General features: G+C 65.9%; 21 protein-coding genes. 10 read left to right on the top strand and 11 right to left on the bottom strand.

Annotation, left to right across the window (positions count from 1 at the left end; translation table 11 throughout):
• Positions 1-77: 77 nt before the first annotated feature.
• Positions 78-2,012 (bottom strand): excinuclease ABC subunit UvrC, encoded by a 1,935-nt coding sequence (gene uvrC, locus CVO77_RS19165; protein WP_106000442.1) that lies wholly within the window; start codon positions 2,010-2,012, stop codon positions 78-80.
• Between the two features lie 68 nt (positions 2,013-2,080).
• Here uvrC and CVO77_RS19160 point away from each other — a divergent pair, with 68 nt between their 5' ends.
• On the top strand, positions 2,081-2,800 hold the full coding sequence (locus CVO77_RS19160; RefSeq protein ID WP_106000441.1) for an SDR family oxidoreductase: 720 nt from the start codon (positions 2,081-2,083) through the stop codon (positions 2,798-2,800).
• 222 nt (positions 2,801-3,022) lie between these two features.
• On the opposite strand, the gene CVO77_RS19155 is transcribed toward CVO77_RS19160, so the two are convergent.
• The 8 genes from CVO77_RS19155 to CVO77_RS19120 form a co-directional block, all read right to left on the bottom strand.
• Entirely contained in the window at positions 3,023-3,556 is a 534-nt protein-coding gene (locus CVO77_RS19155) for a F0F1 ATP synthase subunit B family protein (RefSeq protein ID WP_106000440.1), read from the bottom strand.
• Positions 3,549-4,046, bottom strand: a complete 498-nt coding sequence (locus tag CVO77_RS19150; RefSeq protein WP_106000439.1) for a F0F1 ATP synthase subunit B family protein — start codon at positions 4,044-4,046, stop codon at positions 3,549-3,551. Before CVO77_RS19150 ends, CVO77_RS19155 begins: the two co-directional genes overlap by 8 nt.
• 94 nt (positions 4,047-4,140) lie before the next feature.
• Positions 4,141-4,371 (bottom strand): F0F1 ATP synthase subunit C, encoded by a 231-nt coding sequence (locus tag CVO77_RS19145; protein ID WP_067108963.1) that lies wholly within the window; start codon positions 4,369-4,371, stop codon positions 4,141-4,143.
• Positions 4,372-4,410: 39 nt separating this feature from the next.
• On the bottom strand, positions 4,411-5,193 hold the full coding sequence (locus CVO77_RS19140; RefSeq protein WP_106000956.1) for a F0F1 ATP synthase subunit A: 783 nt from the start codon (positions 5,191-5,193) through the stop codon (positions 4,411-4,413).
• A 54-nt stretch (positions 5,194-5,247) separates the two neighbouring features.
• Positions 5,248-5,583, bottom strand: a complete 336-nt coding sequence (locus CVO77_RS19135; protein ID WP_106000438.1) for an AtpZ/AtpI family protein — start codon at positions 5,581-5,583, stop codon at positions 5,248-5,250.
• Between the two features lie 208 nt (positions 5,584-5,791).
• A complete protein-coding gene (locus CVO77_RS19130; protein WP_106000437.1) occupies positions 5,792-6,193 on the bottom strand; it encodes a YdbL family probable chaperone protein in 402 nt (133 codons plus the stop codon).
• A gap of 10 nt (positions 6,194-6,203) precedes the next feature.
• Complete coding sequence (locus tag CVO77_RS19125; RefSeq protein ID WP_242446023.1) at positions 6,204-6,419, bottom strand: YnbE family lipoprotein; 216 nt, start codon at positions 6,417-6,419, stop codon at positions 6,204-6,206.
• The gene (locus CVO77_RS19120) at positions 6,416-9,571 is read right to left on the bottom strand and encodes an intermembrane phospholipid transport YdbH family protein (RefSeq protein WP_242446022.1); all 3,156 of its coding nucleotides are present in this window, start codon (positions 9,569-9,571) and stop codon (positions 6,416-6,418) included. Before CVO77_RS19120 ends, CVO77_RS19125 begins: the two co-directional genes overlap by 4 nt.
• Positions 9,572-9,778: 207 nt before the next feature.
• On the opposite strand from CVO77_RS19120, the gene radC reads away from it, so the two are divergent.
• Both radC and rnk read left to right on the top strand, forming a co-directional pair.
• A complete protein-coding gene (gene radC / locus CVO77_RS19115) occupies positions 9,779-10,462 on the top strand; it encodes a RadC family protein (protein ID WP_106000953.1) in 684 nt (227 codons plus the stop codon).
• 225 nt (positions 10,463-10,687) lie between these two features.
• Positions 10,688-11,107: a nucleoside diphosphate kinase regulator gene (gene rnk, locus CVO77_RS19110; RefSeq protein ID WP_106000436.1), complete on the top strand. Its 420-nt coding sequence runs from the start codon at positions 10,688-10,690 to the stop codon at positions 11,105-11,107.
• A gap of 66 nt (positions 11,108-11,173) precedes the next feature.
• Here the strand turns inward: rnk and CVO77_RS19105 are convergent, their stop codons facing one another.
• On the bottom strand, positions 11,174-11,626 hold the full coding sequence (locus CVO77_RS19105) for an EF-hand domain-containing protein (RefSeq protein ID WP_106000435.1): 453 nt from the start codon (positions 11,624-11,626) through the stop codon (positions 11,174-11,176).
• Between the two features lie 12 nt (positions 11,627-11,638).
• Positions 11,639-11,896, bottom strand: a complete 258-nt coding sequence (locus CVO77_RS21445; protein WP_192878846.1) for a hypothetical protein — start codon at positions 11,894-11,896, stop codon at positions 11,639-11,641.
• 193 nt (positions 11,897-12,089) lie between these two features.
• On the opposite strand from CVO77_RS21445, the gene purB reads away from it, so the two are divergent.
• From purB to accD, 7 genes are all read left to right on the top strand, one after another.
• Positions 12,090-13,400, top strand: a complete 1,311-nt coding sequence (purB, locus tag CVO77_RS19095) for an adenylosuccinate lyase (RefSeq protein ID WP_106000434.1) — start codon at positions 12,090-12,092, stop codon at positions 13,398-13,400.
• 82 nt (positions 13,401-13,482) lie between these two features.
• Positions 13,483-13,827: a lipopolysaccharide assembly protein LapA domain-containing protein gene (locus CVO77_RS19090; protein ID WP_242446021.1), complete on the top strand. Its 345-nt coding sequence runs from the start codon at positions 13,483-13,485 to the stop codon at positions 13,825-13,827.
• Entirely contained in the window at positions 13,824-14,498 is a 675-nt protein-coding gene (gene pyrF, locus CVO77_RS19085; protein ID WP_106000433.1) for an orotidine-5'-phosphate decarboxylase, read from the top strand. The genes CVO77_RS19090 and pyrF overlap by 4 nt, the downstream gene beginning before the upstream one ends.
• A 118-nt stretch (positions 14,499-14,616) precedes the next feature.
• Positions 14,617-15,246 carry a phosphoribosylanthranilate isomerase gene (locus tag CVO77_RS19080; protein ID WP_106000432.1) on the top strand — a complete coding sequence of 210 codons (630 nt, stop codon included), beginning with the start codon at positions 14,617-14,619 and terminating at the stop codon, positions 15,244-15,246.
• Positions 15,243-16,454, top strand: a complete 1,212-nt coding sequence (gene trpB, locus CVO77_RS19075) for a tryptophan synthase subunit beta (RefSeq protein ID WP_106000431.1) — start codon at positions 15,243-15,245, stop codon at positions 16,452-16,454. The genes CVO77_RS19080 and trpB overlap by 4 nt, the downstream gene beginning before the upstream one ends.
• A 207-nt stretch (positions 16,455-16,661) precedes the next feature.
• Entirely contained in the window at positions 16,662-17,453 is a 792-nt protein-coding gene (gene trpA / locus CVO77_RS19070; protein ID WP_106000430.1) for a tryptophan synthase subunit alpha, read from the top strand.
• The gene (accD, locus tag CVO77_RS19065) at positions 17,450-18,301 is read left to right on the top strand and encodes an acetyl-CoA carboxylase, carboxyltransferase subunit beta (RefSeq protein WP_106000429.1); all 852 of its coding nucleotides are present in this window, start codon (positions 17,450-17,452) and stop codon (positions 18,299-18,301) included. The genes trpA and accD overlap by 4 nt, the downstream gene beginning before the upstream one ends.

Raw genomic sequence — 18,301 nt, 5'->3', positions numbered from 1 at the left:
TAGTCGCAGCGGGGTGGTGTTACTGCACCGGCGTCCACCACCCCAACCCCTCCTCTAAAGAGGAGGGGCTTTAAAGATCATCCCCCTGGATTGTAGAAATCATAGACCGCCTGCGCCACGCCCGCGCTCACCCCCGGCGCCATTTGCAAATCCTGCAAGCTCGCACTCCTGATCGCGCGCGCCGTTCCGAAATGCATCAGCAGCGCCTTCTTGCGCGCGGGGCCGATCCCCGGCACTTCGTCGAGCGGCGACGATCCCATCGCCTTCGCGCGCTTCGCCCGATGCGCGCCGATTGCAAAGCGGTGCGCCTCGTCGCGCAGACGCTGGATGTAAAACAGCACCGCATTGTTGGGCGGCAAGGTGAATTCGCGGCCATCGGGCAGATAGAAGGTCTCTCTCCCCGCGTTGCGATCGGGGCCCTTGGCGACCCCCACATAGGGCAAATCGTCGATGCCGAGTTCGGCGAACACCGCCGACACCGCCGACACCTGCCCCTTGCCGCCGTCGATCAGCACAAGGTCGGGCCATTCGCCCTTCGTCCGCTCGGGGTCTTCCTCGATCGCACGCGCGAAGCGGCGCTGGAACACTTCGCGCATCATCGCGAAATCGTCACCCGGCTGCGTCTCGGCGCGCTTGATGTTGAATTTGCGATACGCGCCCTTGATCCAGCCCTCCGGTCCCGCGACGACCATCGCGCCGAGCGCGTTGGTGCCCTGGATGTGGCTGTTGTCATAGATTTCGATGCGCTGCGGCGCCTCATCCAGGTCGAACAGGTCGGTCAGTTCGCGCCCCAGTTTCGCCTGGCTGCTGCTTTCGGCGAGCCGCCGATCGAGTTCCTCGCCCGCGTTGCGCACAGCCTGTTCGAGCAGGCGCTTGCGGTTGCCGCGCTGCGGCACGCTGATCTCGATCTTGCGGCCCGCCGCGCCGCCGAGCGCTTCGGCGAGCAGCGCGCATTCGTCGGGTTCGCGATCGACGAGGATCAGCTTCGGCGGCGGCACGCCTTCGTAGAATTGCATGAGGAAGCTCGCCATCACCTCCGCCTCGGGCACCCCCGCGACATGCGCGGGGAAAAAGCTGCGGTGCCCCCAATTCTGCCCGCCGCGGATGAAGAAGCCCGCGACGCAAAGCTGCCCGCCCTTTGCCGCAAGCGCGAAGACGTCGGCGTCGCCGAGCCCGTCGGCGTGGACCGACTGGCTGCCCTGGATGAAGGTCAGCGCCTTCAGTCGGTCACGCAGTACCGCCGCCTGCTCATAATCCATCGCTTCAGCCGATTTCGTCATCGCATCGCCAAGCCGCTTCTGGACGGCGGTCGAGCGGCCTTCGAGGAAATCCTGCGCATCGCTCACCAGCGCCGCATAATCTTCCTTGCCGATGCGATCGACGCACGGCGCCGAGCAACGGCGGATCTGGTAGAGCAGGCACGGACGCGAGCGGTTGGCGAAGAAACTGTCGGTGCAGCTTCGCAGCAAAAAGGTCTTCTGCAAGGCGTTGAGCGTGCGATGCACCGCCCCAGCGCTCGCGAACGGCCCATAATAGCGCCCCTTCGCACGCCGCGCGCCGCGATGCTTCTGCACCCGCGGAAAATCATGATCCATGCGCAGCAGGATGAAGGGGAAGCTTTTATCGTCGCGCAGCAGGACATTATACGGCGGGCGATAGCGCTTGATGAGTTGCGCTTCGAGCAGCAGCGCCTCGGCCTCGCTCGTCGTCGTGACGATCTCCATCGCGCGCGTCTGCGCGACCATGCGCTGGAGCCGCTGCGGCAGCCGCGCGACCTGGGTGTAATTGGTAACGCGGTTCTTGAGCGCGCGCGCCTTGCCCACATAAAGCACGTCGCCGCGCGCATCGAGCATGCGATAGACGCCGGGCCGCCCCGGCAATTTGCGCACGATGCCGCGGATCACGTCGGCGCCGCGGTCCAGATCGGGCTTGTCGGCGCCATCGCCCTCGCCGCGAACGACATAGGTGGCTTTTTCTTCGTTGAATCTGTCGGGGGCGTTGGGGCGAGCCATGAATTTGCATGTAGGCGAAGGCGATGCACGCCGCCATAGTAAGCGAGGGAAAACATGGGAGGGCCTTTATGGATGTTCGCGGAAAGCTCGCGCTGGTAACCGGCGGCAGCGACGGGATCGGGCGCGAAATCGCGCTGCAATTGCAGGGCGCGGGCGCCGAGGTGATCGTCACGGGACGCTCGGCGGACAAGTTGCAGGCGATGGCGGGGCTCGGTTTCGGGACGATCGCGGGCGATCTTTCGACTCCGGAAGGCGTCGACGCGGTCGTGAACGGCGTCGCGGGCAAGCCGCTCGCGCTGCTCGTCAACAACGCCGGGGTCGGCAGCGACTATGATCTCGACCAGCCCGAGACGTTGGAGAGCGCCGCGCGCTGTATCCGGACCAATCTCGACGCGCCGATCGCGCTCTGCACGCGGCTGCTGGCGGTGCTGCGCGCGCAGCCCGAAGCGGCGATCGTCAATGTCACGTCGGGCCTTGCCATCGCGCCGCGCGCGGGCGGATCGGTCTATTGCGCCACCAAGGCGGGCTTGCGCAGCTACACCCAGGCGATCCGCCATCTCCTCAAGGACAGCAATGTCCGCGTCATCGAGGCGCTGCCGCCCGTCGTCGAAACCAACATGACCGCAGGCCGCGCGGGCAAGAAGATGAGCGCGCACGATTGCGCCGCCGAAATCGTCCACGGCATCCGCACCGGCAAGCGCGAGGTCAATGCGGGAATGGTCAAGCTGCTGCAATTTGCGCACAGCCTGTCCCCAGCCCTCGCCCGGCGGATTATGATCCAATATTGAACGGCGGCCGAAGCCCGTTTTGGGGTGGGATGCCGTCTTTCAACTCATCATCCCGGGCTTGACCCGGAATCCCGCTTTCCCGCCGTATCGGCCCAAGCGGGCCCCCGGATCACGTCCGGGGCGACGGGGAAGCGGTGTCGCCTTTCACCCCACCACGGCACCCCCGACAGCAAAACGCCCGCGGAAATCCGCGGGCGCCTTGTTTCGGCAAAGTCCGAAGGGTCAGCCCTTGGCGACCGCCGCGATGGCCTGATCGACCAGCGTCTTGTCGGCCTTGGCGTCATGCTTGTCGGCGATCAGCTTCGCCGCGGCCTCGGTCGCCGCCTTGGTGGCGGCGGCGCGGACTTCGGCGAGGGCATGGGCTTCGGCCGCGGCAATGCGGTCTTCGGCCATCCGCTTGCGGCGCCCGATCAGCGCGGTGGCGTCGGCCTTTGCCTTGGCGACCAGCGCTTCGGCCTCGGTTTCGGCGCGCGCGCGCATCTCGTCGGCCTCTTTCGCCGCGCGGGCGAGCTTGGCCTCATATTCCGCCTTGAGCGATTCGGCGTCGAGCCGAAGCCGTTCGGCTTCGCTAAGCTGCTTCGCGATCGCGGCGATCTTGCCGTCGAGCATCGCGCCGATCGCGGCGGGGGCCTTTTTCCAGATCAGCACTGCGAAGAAGATCGTCATCGCGAGCGCGACCCACCAGCTCGGCGAGGACCAGAGCGCGCCCGCGGGTTCGGCGCCGTGCGCCGCTTCGGACAGGATCAGTTCAACCATGGAGCACCGCCTTCACCGCAGCCTTGGCATCCGCCGCCGCGACCGTCACACCCGACAGCTTGGCGACCAGATCGGCGGAGGCTTCGGCCGCAACCGACTCGATTTCAGCCATCGCCGATTTACGCGCCGCCGCGATGTCGGCCTCGGCGGCCGTCATCTTGTCGGAAAGCTCGACATCGACCTTGGCGAGACGCTTTTCGGCGTCACGCGCGGCCTTGTCCTTCGCGTCCTGCACCGCCCTCTGCGCCGCGACGCGCGCGGCGTCGCTCTGCTGGCGATACTGGCCTTCCAGATCGTCGGCCGACGCATGCGCCGCCTTGGCGGCCGCGAGGTCGTCGGCAACCTTGCGGTCCCGCGCATCGACCGTGGCCTCGATCTTCGGATACATGCCGAGACCGACCACCACGAAGACCGCGCCAAAAATCAGTGCGAGCCAGAAGAGCTGCGAGGCGAGATACCAATTTTCCGCCAGCTGGTTGATCTGTGGCATTCTTCTTCTTCCGATTGACGACAAACCGATGCGCGCCCGGAGGTCCAGGCGGCCGAGCGCATCCGGTTAGGGCCGGACGCGCTCGGCGCCGGTGTCAGGCCGCCTTCAGATAGAGAAGGATGGCGATCAGGAACGACAGCAGGCCAAGAAGTTCGGCGGCGGCGAAGCCGATGAACAGGCGGCCCTGCTGGCCGTCGGCGGCTGCCGGATTGCGCAGGGCGCTTTCCAGGAAGCTACCGAAAACATTGCCCACGCCGATCGCGGCCATGCCGGCGCCGATCGCGGCGAGACCGGCACCGATGAGCGTCGCTGCTTGTGCGTCCATGAAATTAACTCCTTGTTATAAGTGTCTGGATTGAAACGATTAGTGAAGGTTGACCGCGTCGTTGATATAAAGCGAGGTCAACAGAGCGAAAACATAGGCCTGGATCGCCGCGACGAGCAGTTCGAGCGCGCTGATGCCGATCATCAGCGCCAGGCTGGCCAGGCCGACCGGCAGGCCGATCGCGACGCCGGCGTCCGAGCTTTGGACGATGAAGTTGGCAAACACCTCGAGCAGCACATGCCCCGCGGTCATCGCGACGAACAGTCGCAGGCCGAGGCTGAACGGCCGCACCATGAACGACACGAACTCGATCGGCGCGATGAACGGGATCATGGGCCACGGGGTGCCCTGCGGCACGAAGAGCGAAAAGAAGTGCAGGCCATGACGCCAGAAGCCGACGACGAGTACGATCGCGAACGACAGGACCGCGAGCACGCCGGTGATGGTGAAGTGGCTCGTGACCGTCAGCGGGTGCAGACCGCCGAGCGCAAAAGGCACCATTCCCAGGATGTTACAGAACAGAATGAACATGAAGAGTGAAAAGACATAGGGCGTATATTTGCGCCCCTCGGACCCGATGTTCGTCGACATCATCGACGCGATGAATCCGGTGAAGCCCTCGACCGCCATCTGCCAGCGCCCGGGCACGAGCTGCCGCTTCATGCCGCCGAGCATGAACAGCCACAGGATGATCGCCGCGGCCGCCATCCAGACGGCGCTGGTGGTCAGCCACACCTCCCGTCCGTCGATCGCGAACAGTTTCGCGATCGGTTCGACGGTGAACTGGTGCATCGGGTCGAATTTACCGGCCTCAGCGGACACGCGCGTCACTCCAAAATGCGTCCCGGCGCCTCGCGCCGCCGGGCTGAATCTGACCTATTCCGAACCGCCACTGCCGCGCGAGGCCGCATTGGCGATCCGAAAGATGTTCCTGAAGGCAACGACGACCCCAAGGGCCAGCATCCCCAACAATCCCCAGGGAGACGTGTCGGCGAAGCGGTCGATCAGCCATCCGATCAACGCTCCGCCAAGCAGACCGCCCAGCAATTCGGCCAGCACCCGATTGCCGAGCCGGTAATTGGCGTCGGCTTCGGGTGGCTTGACCCCGCTCCGTTTCGCTTCTGCGGCTTCGGCCCGGTCCAATCGCTCTTCGAGCGAGACCAGGCGCGAATCCTCCGAAGCGTGTTTCGGATCGCTGCCATTCTCCGTCATCTTGCGCCATCCTCCTGAAACAAAACCGGAATGCTCCGATTCCGCCCGCGAAAAAAGGCCCGAAAATTCGGGAGACCCCTAAGGCGCGGCCCGTTTAGGAACGCTGCCTTATGAAGTCAATGCTTCTGCTGCGGTGCGCAAAAATGCCGCCGCGTTTAGGGGCGCGGCGGCATATGCGGCCCGGAAGCCGCCTTGCAAGGCTATTTGGTTACGGGCAGCGCGAATCGCGCACCGGCGGGCTCGCGTCGCGGGTCAGCCAGCGGCCGTCGGGTGCCTTGTATTTCTCGCCCGGCTTGGCCTTGGCGATCAGGTTGCAGCCGGTGACGAAGGCGAATTGTTCGACCGTGCTGCCCGCGGGCGCGCCGCTGGTATAGGCCGCCTTGCGCTTGATATTGATGTCGTTGACCATGTCGCGCACCGCCGGTGTCGGGCTCGAAACGAAACCCAGATAGCCGTCGGGCTGCTCGCCGATCTGCCCCGCCGAACGGGCGGCCGCATAGGCCGGATCGCGCTGCGCCATGGCGGAGGGGACGGCCAGACCGATCGTCGCCGTCGCCGCAATCGCGGCCATCGCCCATCCGGCGGGTTTCCACTGTTTCATCATCATCATTCCTATCTCGTCAGAATATGCCACTATTCTGCTCAATGAGCTTCTTGGCATCCCCATCCAGCTTGTAAACGATTTCCTGCTTGATGTTGATGTTCAGGTTGATCTCGATCGGCTTGTCGGGGGTCGCGATCTGGACGCAGCCGCCAAGCATTGCCGCTCCGGCCATCACCGCCATGCACCGACCGCCGATACCCGGTCTCCTTGCTTCCTTCTTCCTGTTCTTCATCGCACGGGCTCGCTTTCTGGGGGCTGAACGGTTGCGGAGGTGCCTGATGTCGCCGCTTCCTGCTCTTCTATCAGTTTCGACAAATTCTGCTCGACCCAGACCGTCGGGTCGTAAAAGCCCTTGGCCGACGTCACCAATTGCCGAAAGGGTCCGGTGACCTTCACGTTGAACACCAGCGGGATCTTGGCGATCTGGCTGGTCAGGAAATTGCGCGTCGCGCCTTCGCCCTGCCCCACGCCGCCAAAACGGATATCGGTCACCATTTCGCCGTCGAGGTCGCCGTTCAGCAGGATCGCCAGATCGTCATATTTCAGCGACCGCAGCGCGCCAAAGGCAAAATTGGCGATCGTGCCGAGATTGTGGTTCGACAATTCGCCGACATAGGCGATCGTGCCGCCGCCCGATCGGGCATCGATGCGCCCGCCGACGATGCGGCCGCCTAGCCCGTCGAACTCGACCGGCAGCGTCCCGTCGAACTTGCCGGTGGCATTGATATTGTCGAAGCCGAACTGCTGAAGAAAGGCGGCGGCGTCGATCCCGACGACATCGAAGCTGAGCCGGCGCGGCTGGTCGGCAGCGAAGTCGAGCGTCGCCGGGTGCAGCCGCAATTCGCCGCCCGCAAAGGGCCAGCGCCCGCCCTCGATGCGAACGCGGTTGCCGCCGATCAGCCGATATTCGATCTCGCCATCGGTAACGGGAATGCCGGGATTTATCTCTTTTATCGACGCTTTCTGTCCCGGCGCAGAATGAAGGCCGATCAGATCGTCGAAGCTCAGCGTCGCGGTCAGCCCCGTGACCGGGCCGAAAGCGGCCGCAAGGTCGGTGTTCGCGGTCGCAAAGGTTCCGCGGCTGGTGACCCCGTCGGCTGTCCACTCGATCCGCCCGTCGCCGACGACCGATCCCTGGACATTGGCGACGACGCCGAGCGCCAGCGGGGTCAGCATGGCGGGCTGGAATTGATCGTCGAAGCGGATTTCCTTGACGGTCAGGTCGGCGCTGCCCGTGCCGTCGCCGAGCCGGTGGCGGATCACCGTGTCGAGAATATGGACGCCCTGCTCGCGCTCGCTGAACCCCGCGTTTGCTTCGATCACGCCGTTCGCGAAGCGCAGGCTAGCCTCCTTGCTGACCAGCGGCGCAAAGCGGGCGGGCGCGGCGGCATCGGTCAGCAGCACACCACCGTCGAGCGATAGCGCGCCGCCCGCATAGCGCCACCGGCCCGCAATCTCGCTGAGGTTGAGCGGCACCGCGCCGATCTTGCCGCTGGCGCCGATCAGATCGCCCGCCAGGCCGTCTGCCGCGGGCCGGCCCGTGATCCGACCGGCGGCGAAGCGGGTGACACTGTCGCCTTCGCCGAGCCGGACGTCGGCAAGCGCCACCGCCCAGCGCAGCGACGCCAGGTCGATCTCGGCGCCGCGCGCGTCGAAAGCGAAGGGCGACGATCCGCTGGCGCCGCGCAGCGCGAGCGAGGGAATGCGGATCGTTCCGCGCAAGCCGCCCGCCCCGGCGCTCAGCAGCGGCGCCCCGGGGCGGCTGCACAGGTCGATGCCGGTCCGGCCAAGCCGGAAGCCCGATACAGCAATGCGCTCGGCGCCGATGCGCGTGCAGCCGCCATCGAGCGCCAGGGCTCCGGTCGCCGACAGCGCGCCGCTCAGCGGCACGGTCAGCCGCTCGACCCGCCCGCCCGCCAGCGGTCCCGACAGTTCGGCGCGGGTCGAAAAGCGCAGCAGGCCACCGTTGCCCGAAAAGCGGACGGGGGTGAGCGCGAGCCGCGACCCTTCCGCGCCATAGGGCTCGAAGCGCGCGAGGCCGCTGATCGCTCCATCGGCCCGGCGGTCAAGCGACAGCGAGCCCGCGGGCAGATCGCCGCCGCCGAACGTCCAGCTTCCCAGCATTGTTACCGCTGGCGTCGGCGTTCCAAAGATATAGGTGATGCGGCTATCCGGGCTGCCTGTGAAACGCGCGCCGCTGGCGCTCGCCATTTCGGGTGCGATCAGTTCGATTCGTGCATTCTGCCCCTCGCCCGCCAGCGCGAAGCGCGTGCTGCCACCGGCGTCGGCGAGCATATGGGCGAGCGCCGCGGCGGCGCGCTTCGCCGACGGACCGAGCGGTGTGCCGTCGAGGGCTTTTGCGCCCTCGACGATCGATCGCCGCAACGCCTCACTGCCGCTCGCGCGGGCGAAGGCGAGACGGCCTGTGAGTGCCGGTGCCTGGCGTCCGACCGTGCCCTTGGCATCGAGGTTGACGCTTTGCGCGGCAAAGCCGTTCCCGCGCAGCCGCGCCATGTCGGCGTCGATTTCGATCGCCGTTCGGTCGGCCGTGCCGGAAAAACCGGCTTTGACGCCCAGCCGATCGGCGATCACCGATCCCGCCGCCAGCCGGGAGAGGGCGGCATCGGCGCTGCCCTTCCAGCTTCGCAGATTCTCCGACAGCGACAGGTCGAGCGCGATCTGCGGCGACACCGCCGTGACGTCGCCGTCGGCGCAAGCCAGCGTCTTCGCGCGCAAGGGCCCCGACAGGCTGGGGCGCACGTCGCGCACGCGCACGGCGCCATAGAAGGTCGCGCCGTCGATGGCGCATCCCGCCGCGGCGAGGTCGGGCGCGACGAGCGCGAGTTGCCCGGTGAAATCGCGGCGAAGATTGCCGCGCCCATTGAGCGCCGCGCCGACATCGCCCCACGGCGTTTCGATGCGTGCGCGCGCGTCGGTCAACTGCGCGAACAGGTCGGGCAAGGCGAAGGGTGTCGTGTCGGTCGGATCGCGAAACTTGTCGAGCGAGCCCAGCGAAATCTGGCCATCGACGAAACGGCCATAGAGCCGCACGCCGTCGGCACGGACGCCCGCGACATAAGGCCCCGAAAAACCATAGCCGAGCGAAACTTCGACCGTCTTTGCGGTCAGGTCGGGGCGCGCGGGGTCACCGATGACGAGGTTCGACAATCGTTCGTTTCGGAATCCGATCGCGTCGATCGTATAGCGGGCGGGGATACCGCGGTCGTCGAACTGTTCGCGGATGACCCGGTCGGCGATCGGCTCGCGCGCCAGCCACAGCACGCCCGCGAGCGCGACCACCGCGCCCGCGGTCAGCCAGCGCTTCTTGAACAGGATCGTCCGCCTGCGCAGCCTGAGCGGCGGGTTCTCGTCCGCGTCAGTCATGCGCAAGCCGCAGCGATCGGTGGGAAAAGAATAGGCCCGATGACGTCATGACGCTGATATTCGATCCTCATGCGCCCCGGCGGGCTGGCCCCGTTTCGACAAATAACGCCGAAATGGCGCATTTGGCTGCAGGAATAGGGACGGTGTCATCAGCGACAAACCTTATGGCCGTTGAGTGCGCCCCACAAGCTGGTTATGCCCGCATCGATGGGGGACACACCGGCGCCAGATCATGCGGGACATCGCGCGCGGCTGCGAGCGCGACTGCTCGGCGAGTCCGAGGGGATGGCGGACTATGAACTGGTCGAATATCTGCTCGCGCTCGCGATCCCGCGCCGCGACACCAAACCGCTTGCCAAGGCGCTGCTCCGCGAATTCGGCTCGCTCGCGCAATTGATCAGCGCCGACCCCGATGCGCTGCGCCGCGTCGACGGCATGGGCGACACCGCGGTCGCAGCCCTGAAAATCGTCCAGGCGACCAGCCTGCGCATGCTGAAGGGCGCGCTTCACGAAAAGCCCCTCCTGTCGAGTTGGGACGCGCTGCTCGACTGGCTGCGCGCCGACATGGCGCCGACCGGCATCGAGCGCGTGCGCGTCCTCTATCTCAATTCGCGCAACATGCTGATCCGCGACGAAGTGGCGAGCGAAGGATCGATCGACCAATCGGCGATCTATGTCCGCGAGGTGGTCAAGCGCGCGCTCGAACTCGGCGCCGCGGCGATCATCCTCGTCCATAATCATCCGAGCGGAAGCGCCGAACCGAGTCGGCAGGACATCGCGATCACCCGCGACATCGCCGAGGCGGCGGGAAGGCTCGGCATCGTCCTGCACGACCATATCATCGTCGGCGGATCGGACTATCGCAGCCTGCGCGCAATGGGCCTCATCTGATCCGGCTTTACTTACCGGGGCGGGTGCGACATCATCGGCAGATGCAGAATCAGCACCGCCATCTTCGATTCCGTTTCCACGGGGGTCAGCTTCTCGCGGGCATCTAGCCCCGGGTTCCGGTGCGTCGCGCCCCGAGACCCGGGGCGAAATTCCGATCTTATCGGGTGTAGCAGCGCGCCGCGCTTCCACCCCTCCCCCCTTCCCCCTGTGCGGAAAGCTTACACCATGACGACCCCACGCAAGCCGCGCCGGCGGCCATCCATTCATATGATCGATTCGGAAGCCGACGCCCTGGCGGATCTGGCCGTCAGCGTCGAAAAGCGCATGCCGCAGGTCAGCGCGCTGCTGACCGATGAAATCTCGCGCGCGACGGTCCACAGCGCGAAGGACATGCCGCGCGACGTCGTGACCATGTCGAGCCAGGTCGAATTCATCGACGAAGCCAATGGCGAAGCCCGGACGATCCAGCTCGTCTATCCGCACGAAGCGGACATTGCGGCGGGGCGGGTTTCGATCCTGACCCCCGTCGGCGCCGGGCTGATCGGATTGCGGCAGGGGCAATCGATCCGCTGGCCCGACCGCGACGGCCATGAACGCGCCTTGTCGGTCGTCGGCGTCATCCAGCCGGCGGCGGCGACGAACTGATGCGAACCGAACGGAAACGGCCGCCGGATCGCTCCGGCGGCCGCTTCGTTCGCTGGACCCGCGGTATCAGGAACCGCGCGTCAAAAAGCCGGTAAGCTCTTCCTTGCTCACCGCGCCCGACTTGTCGGCATCGGCGGCCGTCCAGGCCTGTCCGATCCAGGTCTTCACCTGTTCCGATTCGGGATCGACCGACGGTTCGGTCGCCGTGCGCAGCTTCTTCATCCAAGCGGAAAATTCGGCCTGATTGAGATCGTTGCTCTTGTCCGCATCATAGGATGCAAACTCGCTGTTCACGATCTGCGCGACCTGCGCCGACGTCGCGGGGGTGCCCGAAGCTTCGGGCTGTGCCGTGGCTTCCCCGGCGGGTGGCGCGCTTTCGGGCATCGGTGTCGGGGCCGTCGTGGACGGATCCGACTGCTCGGTCGGCGGGGGCGCCGTCGGATCGGCGGGCGGGGTTTCCTGCGCGAAGGCGGGCATGCTTACGGCGGCGACGCCGATGATAAGCAGATGCTTCAACATGATGGTCTCCTGTTACTGCGGCGACGAATCGGGTTCGGGCGCGGGTTCGTCCTGCTTGTCCGAATCCGGATCCTGCGTCGGCGTGGTGGTGCTGTCGGGGGCGGGCTGCGCCTTCTCGGTATCCGCTTTCTGGTCGGGCTCCGGAGCCGGATCGCTCGTCGCGGGTTCCGACTGGGTCGGCGCCGGCTGATCGCTGGCGGGTTCCGTTGTCTGCGCGAGTGCGGGGAAGCTGACGGCCGCGGCACCGATTAAAAGCACGTATTTAAGCATCTAACTACTCCTGTTGCGGCGAGGGCGTTCCGACCTGCCGACTTGTGGAAGGGGCATGAGGGCAACCCGTCCGATTTGCCGAAAGTTGCGAAAGGCTGGCGATTGGCGAAACCGCCCGTCCCTGCTAGGGGGCGCCCCATCGCGTTTCCGAACGGATTCTGCGGTGCCGCCCGAAAATTGAAAAGGAAATCCGATGGTTCCCCGTTATGCCCGACCGGAAATGACCGCGATCTGGTCGCCGGAGAATCGGTTCCGCATCTGGTTCGAGATCGAGGCGCATGCCACCGACGCGCTCGCCGAGCTTGGAACGGTGCCGTCATCCGCCGCGAAAGCGCTGTGGGACTGGTGGGCCACCAGCCCCGTGATCGATGTCGCCGCGATCGACGCGATCGAGGCGGTGACCAAGCATGACGTCATCGCTTTTCTGACCTGGGTTGCGGAAAATGTCGGCGACGAAGCGCGTTTCATGCACCAGGGCATGACCAGTTCGGACGTGCTCGACACCTGCCTTGCGGTTCAGCTCAGCCAGGCGGCCGACATATTGCTCGCCGACCTCGACGCGCTGCTCGCCGCGATCAAGCGCCGTGCGCTTGAGCATAAGCACACCCCGACGATCGGCCGCAGTCACGGCATTCACGCCGAACCCGTCACCTTCGGATTGAAGCTGGCCGAGGCCTATGCCGAATTTTCGCGCTGCAAGCTCCGCCTCCAGGCCGCGCGCGCCGAGATCGCGACCTGCGCCATTTCGGGCGCGGTCGGCACCTTCGCCAATATCGACCCGCGCGTCGAAGCGCATGTCGCCGCAAAGCTCGGCCTCGCGATCGAACCCGTGTCGACGCAGGTCATCCCGCGCGATCGCCACGCGATGTTCTTCGCCGTTCTCGGCGTCGTCGCCTCGTCGATCGAACGGCTTTCGGTCGAAGTCCGTCACCTCCAGCGCACCGAAGTGCTCGAGGCCGAGGAATATTTCTCGCCGGGCCAGAAAGGCTCGTCGGCGATGCCGCACAAGCGCAACCCGGTGCTGACCGAAAATCTGACCGGCCTGGCGCGCATGGTGCGCAGCGCGGTGACTCCGGCGCTCGAGAATGTGGCGCTCTGGCACGAGCGCGACATCAGCCATTCGTCGGTCGAACGCTTCATCGGCCCCGACGCGACGATCACGCTCGACTTCGCGCTCGCGCGGCTGACCGGCGTCGTCGACAAGCTGCTCGTCTATCCCGAACGGATGCAGAAGAATCTCGATCGTATGGGCGGCCTCGTCCATTCGCAGCGCGTGCTGCTCGCGCTGACCCAGGCGGGCGCCAGCCGCGAGGACAGCTATGCGCTCGTTCAGCGCAACGCGATGAAGGTCTGGGAAAGCGACGGACAGCTGTCGCTGCTCGATCTGCTCAAGGGCGACGCCGACATCATGGCCAAGCTGTCGCTCGACGAACTGACCGCGCTGTTCGACCTTGGCTATCATATGAAGCATGTCGACACGATCTTCGACCGGGTGTTCGGCTGACGCCGTTCATCGGGGCGAAGGGCTGGAAACCCGCAACATTCTGGCATAGGGTCGTCTGGAGGCCAACCGAGGAGCAAGCCAAGTGGGAATCCTGCGGACGATCATCTGGGTCTTGCTGACCACCGTGCTGGTAATTTTCGCGATGGCGAACTGGCGCGTCGTGACCGTGACCATCTGGCCCGGCTGGGAAGCCGAAACCAAATTACCGCTCGTCATCCTCGCTTCCTTCCTGATCGGCGCGGTGCCGATGTGGGTGGCGCTGCGCACGACGCGCTGGTCGCTGAAGCGGCGGCTCGACAGCAACGAGCGGCAGCTTTCCGATCTGCGCGCGCTCGCCAACCGCCCCGTCGAACCTGCCCCCGCCGCGACACCGGTGAGCGCCGTTTCTTCCGCCCCCGCCGACCTTTTTCCGACGGACAAACCATGACATCGCCCATCTACCTCGCCATCGACACGCCCCACCTCGACGCCGCGCTGACGCTGGCGCAGAAGGTGCGGCACCATGTCGGCGGATTGAAGCTTGGCCTCGAATTCTTCTGCGCCAACGGCCATCATGGCGTCCATGAAATGGCGAAGTTCGGCCTGCCGATCTTCCTCGACCTCAAACTGCACGACATTCCCAACACCGTCGCCAAAGCGATCCAGGCGCTGCGCCCGCTCGAACCCGCGATCCTGACCATCCACGCCGCGGGCGGCCGCGCGATGATGGAGGAAGCAAAGGCGGCGGCGGGAACGGCCACCAAGGTCATCGGCGTCACCGTGCTGACCAGCCTCGACGCCCCCGATTTGGACGATATCGGCGTCGGCGGCGGTCCGCACGAGCAGGTCGTCCGGCTCGCCGCGCTCGCGCGCCAATCGGGGCTCGACGGCATCGTCTGCTCGGGCCACGAAGTGAAAGCGGCGCGCAAGGCCTGGCCCGGCGGTTTCTTCGTCGTCCCCGGCGTCCGCCCGGCGAACGGCAAGGCGGGCGACCAGAAACGCGTCGTCACCCCGGCGCAGGCGATGACCGACGGCGCCTCGATCCTGGTCGTCGGCCGCCCGATCAGCCAGTCGACCGACCCCGATCTCGCCGCGCGCGAGATCGAGGCGACGCTTTAGAAACCTGTCGCAATTCCCGTTCGTGTCGAGCGAAGTCGAGACACCCATCGAAACAGCGCAAGGTTGAGGGGCATCTCGACTTCGCTCGATGCGAACGGAGCAATGAAATTCGGAAACTATGCCCCCATTCGTCAAAATCTGCGGCCTCTCGACCCCCGAAACGCTCGACGCCGCGATCCGCCTCGGCGCGACGCATATCGGCCTCGTCCATTATGCGCCGAGCCCGCGCCACGTCGACCTCAAGACCGCGACCGACCTCCGTCAGCGCGCAGAGGGGAAGGTCAAGGTCGCGCTGCTGCTCGTGAACGCTTCGCAGCAACTCACCGGCGAAGCCCTGAGCCAGGTTCGTCCCGACATCGTCCAGTTCCACGGCAACGAAACCCCCGAATGGCTCGCGGCGGTCAAGCGGCTCGTCCCCGCGGAGGTGTGGAAGGCCGTCGGGCTCGCCGACGCCGGCACGCTCGATCGCGTCCGCAAATATGACGGCGCCGCCGACCGCATCCTGTTCGACGCGCCCGCCGCGGCGCTTCCCGGCGGCACCGGCACGCGTTTCGACTGGTCGCTGCTCAAGAATCACCGCCACAGCATCGACTGGGGTGTCGCGGGCGGGCTGACTCCCGCTAATGTCGCGCAGGCGATCGCCGAAACCGGCGCGCCGCTCGTCGATGTCTCGTCGGGTGTCGAAAGCGCGCCGGGCGTCAAGGATGTGGACAAGATCGCCGCTTTCCTTAAAGCGACGGGCCGATGACACACGCACCCAACAGCCTTCGCACCGGCCCCGACGAACGCGGCCACTTTGGCCAGTTCGGCGGCCGCTATGTCGCCGAAACGCTGATGCCGCTGATCCTCGATCTCGAGCGTCACTATCGCGCCGCGCAGGCCGACCCGGCGTTCAAGGCCGAGTTCGACTATCTGCTCAAACATTATGTCGGGCGCCCCAGCCCGCTGTGGCTCGCCGAGCGGCTGACCGCGAATCTTGGTGGCGCGAAAATCTACCTCAAGCGCGAGGATCTCAACCACACCGGCGCGCACAAGATCAACAATTGCATCGGCCAGATTCTGCTCGCCAAGCGGATGGGCAAGCAAAAGATCATCGCCGAAACCGGCGCCGGGCAACATGGTGTCGCGACCGCGACCGTCGCCGCGCTGTTCGGTCTGCCCTGCACCATCTTCATGGGCGCGGTCGATGTCGCGCGGCAACAGCCCAATGTGTTCCGCATGAAATTGCTCGGCGCCGAAGTCGTCGCGGTGGAGTCGGGCGCGAAAACCCTCAAGGACGCGATGAACGAAGCGCTGCGCCACTGGGTCGCCAACGTCCACGACACCTTCTACATCATCGGCACCGTCGCCGGCCCGCACCCCTATCCCGAGCTCGTCCGCGACTTCCAGTCGGTGATCGGCGACGAAGCGCGCGCGCAGATATTGGAGGCCGAAGGGCGCCTTCCCGACATGCTGATCGCCCCCGTGGGCGGCGGGTCGAACGCCATCGGCCTGTTCCACCCCTTCCTCGACGATGAAGGTGTCGAGATCGTCGGCGTCGAGGCCGCGGGCGAAGGCCTCGATGGCAAACACGCCGCCAGCCTCGCGGGCGGGCGCCCCGGCATCCTTCACGGCAACAAGACCTATCTGCTCCAGGACGAGGATGGCCAGATCACCGAGGCGCACAGCATTTCGGCCGGCCTCGACTATCCGGGCATCGGGCCGGAGCATAGCTGGCTCCACGACATCGGCCGCGTTCGCTACGAGCCGGTCACCGATGACGAAGCGCTGGCGAGTTTTCAGAAGCTCACCAAGCTCGAAGGCATCATCCCGGCTCTCGAAAGCGCCCACGCGATCGCCGCCGCCGAACGCATCGCGCCGACGCTCGGCAAGGACAAGGTGATCATCGTCAACTGTTCGGGCCGCGGCGACAAGGACATCTTCACGGTGGCGGATGCGCTGGGGGTGGAGCTTTAAAAGCATGAAGCTTTGGAATGCCCAGCCGTGTTCCCTCGCGAAGGCGGGGGTCCATCACCTGCCCTGGCAACATCCAGCGAGCGGCGCCGCGCCTTCCCAACATGGGAGATGGACCCCCGCCTTCGCGGGGGAACACGGCAGCTATGATATCGGCAATCTCATAATGTCGGCTCCGCTCCTCACGCCGCGATTCGAGAGAAAAGTCCTATGACCCGCTTCGCCACCACCTTCGCCAAACCGCGCCCCGCGCTCGTCACTTTCATCACCGCGGGCGACGGCGACACCGGCGCGATCCTCGATGCACTCGTCGCGGGGGGAGCCGATGTGATCGAACTCGGCATGCCCTTCACCGATCCGATGGCGGACGGTCCCGCGATCCAGGCCGCGAACCTGCGCGCGCTCGCCAAGGGGACGACGACCGCCACGATCTTCGCGATCGCCGCTGCCTTCCGCCAGCGGCACCCCAACGTTCCGCTCGTCCTGATGGGCTATGCCAATCCGATGACGATCCGCGGCGCCGACTGGTTCGCCGCCGAATGCGCCAAGGCGGGCGTCGATGGCGTGATTTGTGTCGATATTCCGTCGGAAGAGGATGCCGAACTCGGCCCGAGCCTCCGCGCTGCGGGCGTCGACCTCATCCGCCTCGCCACCCCGACCACCGATGCGGCGCGCCTGCCCGACGTGCTGAACGGCGCGGGCGGTTTCCTTTATTATGTCTCGGTCGCCGGAATCACCGGGCTTCAGCAGGCCGCGCAGGCGAGCATCGAGGATGCGGTGGCGCGCCTGAAAGCCGCCACCGACCTGCCCGTCGCGGTCGGCTTCGGTATCCGCACGCCCGAGCAGGCGGCGCAAATCGCTAAGGTCGCCGATGGCGTCGTCGTCGGGTCGGCCTTCATCGACATCATCGCCGAGCATGGCGACGCCGCCGCGCCTTATGTCGAGGCTTTCACCCGCACCCTCGCCGATGCTATCCACGGCGCAAAGGAGATCGCCGCATGAGCTGGCTCGACCGCGTCCGCAACGCCCTGCCCTTCACCGCCAAGCGCGATACCGCCGACAATCTCTGGCACAAATGCCGCCAGTGCCAGCAGATGGTGTTCGTCAAGGAATGGGAAGATAATCTCAACGTCTGCCCGCGCTGCGACCATCACGACCGCATCGGCGCCAAGGAACGTTTCGCGCAGTTGTTCGATGGCGGCCTGCACGACCTCATCGCCTCGCCGCCCGCGCCCGAAGACCCGCTGAAGTTCCGTGATACCAAGAAATATGTCGACCGTATCAAGGCGGCGCGCGCACAGACCGGCGACCGCGACGCCTATCAGAATGCGTTCGGCCGCATCTCGGGCCAGGGCGCCGTCATCGGCGTTCAGGATTTCGCCTTCATGGGTGGATCGATGGGCGTCGCGGTGGGCGAGGCCTTCGTCACCGGCGTCGAACAGGCGATCCAGCGCGGCGTCCCTTACATTGCGATCACCGCGGCGGGCGGCGCACGGATGCAGGAAGGCACGCTGTCGCTGATGCAGATGCCGCGTGCCACGGTGGCGCTTGCGCGCCTGCGCCGCGCCGGTCTTCCCTACGTGGTGCTGCTCACCGACCCGACGACCGGCGGCGTTACCGCCAGCTATGCGATGCTCGGCGATGTCCAGATCAGCGAGCCCAAGGCGCTCATCGGTTTCGCCGGCCAGCGCGTGATCGAGAATACGATCCGCGAGAAATTGCCCGAAGGGTTCCAGCGCGCCGAATATCTGCTCGACCATGGGATGATCGACATGGTCGTCCACCGCAAGCAGTTGCCCGAAACCCTCGGTCGCCTGATTGGCTATCTGGCGCCCGAAAAGGCGGCCTGA

Source organism: Sphingopyxis lindanitolerans (assembly GCF_002993885.1).
GTDB lineage: Bacteria > Pseudomonadota > Alphaproteobacteria > Sphingomonadales > Sphingomonadaceae > Sphingopyxis > Sphingopyxis lindanitolerans.
Note: the sequence above shows the minus strand (reverse complement) of the source record. Positions and strands in the feature narration are given on the sequence as shown.

Excerpts from the sequence above, each read along its gene's own strand:
- uvrC (WP_106000442.1), bottom strand. The coding sequence starts at position 2,012 with ATGGCTCGCCCCAACGCCCCCGACAGATTCAACGAAGAAAAAGCCACC.
- CVO77_RS19160 (WP_106000441.1), top strand. The coding sequence starts at position 2,081 with ATGGATGTTCGCGGAAAGCTCGCGCTGGTAACCGGCGGCAGCGACGGG.
- CVO77_RS19155 (WP_106000440.1), bottom strand. The coding sequence starts at position 3,556 with ATGGTTGAACTGATCCTGTCCGAAGCGGCGCACGGCGCCGAACCCGCG.
- CVO77_RS19150 (WP_106000439.1), bottom strand. The coding sequence starts at position 4,046 with ATGCCACAGATCAACCAGCTGGCGGAAAATTGGTATCTCGCCTCGCAG.
- CVO77_RS19145 (WP_067108963.1), bottom strand. The coding sequence starts at position 4,371 with ATGGACGCACAAGCAGCGACGCTCATCGGTGCCGGTCTCGCCGCGATC.
- CVO77_RS19135 (WP_106000438.1), bottom strand. The coding sequence starts at position 5,583 with ATGACGGAGAATGGCAGCGATCCGAAACACGCTTCGGAGGATTCGCGC.
- CVO77_RS19130 (WP_106000437.1), bottom strand. The coding sequence starts at position 6,193 with ATGATGATGATGAAACAGTGGAAACCCGCCGGATGGGCGATGGCCGCG.
- CVO77_RS19125 (WP_242446023.1), bottom strand. The coding sequence starts at position 6,419 with ATGAAGAACAGGAAGAAGGAAGCAAGGAGACCGGGTATCGGCGGTCGG.
- CVO77_RS19120 (WP_242446022.1), bottom strand. The coding sequence starts at position 9,571 with ATGACTGACGCGGACGAGAACCCGCCGCTCAGGCTGCGCAGGCGGACG.
- radC (WP_106000953.1), top strand. The coding sequence starts at position 9,779 with ATGGGGGACACACCGGCGCCAGATCATGCGGGACATCGCGCGCGGCTG.
- rnk (WP_106000436.1), top strand. The coding sequence starts at position 10,688 with ATGACGACCCCACGCAAGCCGCGCCGGCGGCCATCCATTCATATGATC.
- CVO77_RS19105 (WP_106000435.1), bottom strand. The coding sequence starts at position 11,626 with ATGTTGAAGCATCTGCTTATCATCGGCGTCGCCGCCGTAAGCATGCCC.
- CVO77_RS21445 (WP_192878846.1), bottom strand. The coding sequence starts at position 11,896 with ATGCTTAAATACGTGCTTTTAATCGGTGCCGCGGCCGTCAGCTTCCCC.
- purB (WP_106000434.1), top strand. The coding sequence starts at position 12,090 with ATGGTTCCCCGTTATGCCCGACCGGAAATGACCGCGATCTGGTCGCCG.
- pyrF (WP_106000433.1), top strand. The coding sequence starts at position 13,824 with ATGACATCGCCCATCTACCTCGCCATCGACACGCCCCACCTCGACGCC.
- CVO77_RS19080 (WP_106000432.1), top strand. The coding sequence starts at position 14,617 with ATGCCCCCATTCGTCAAAATCTGCGGCCTCTCGACCCCCGAAACGCTC.
- trpB (WP_106000431.1), top strand. The coding sequence starts at position 15,243 with ATGACACACGCACCCAACAGCCTTCGCACCGGCCCCGACGAACGCGGC.
- trpA (WP_106000430.1), top strand. The coding sequence starts at position 16,662 with ATGACCCGCTTCGCCACCACCTTCGCCAAACCGCGCCCCGCGCTCGTC.
- accD (WP_106000429.1), top strand. The coding sequence starts at position 17,450 with ATGAGCTGGCTCGACCGCGTCCGCAACGCCCTGCCCTTCACCGCCAAG.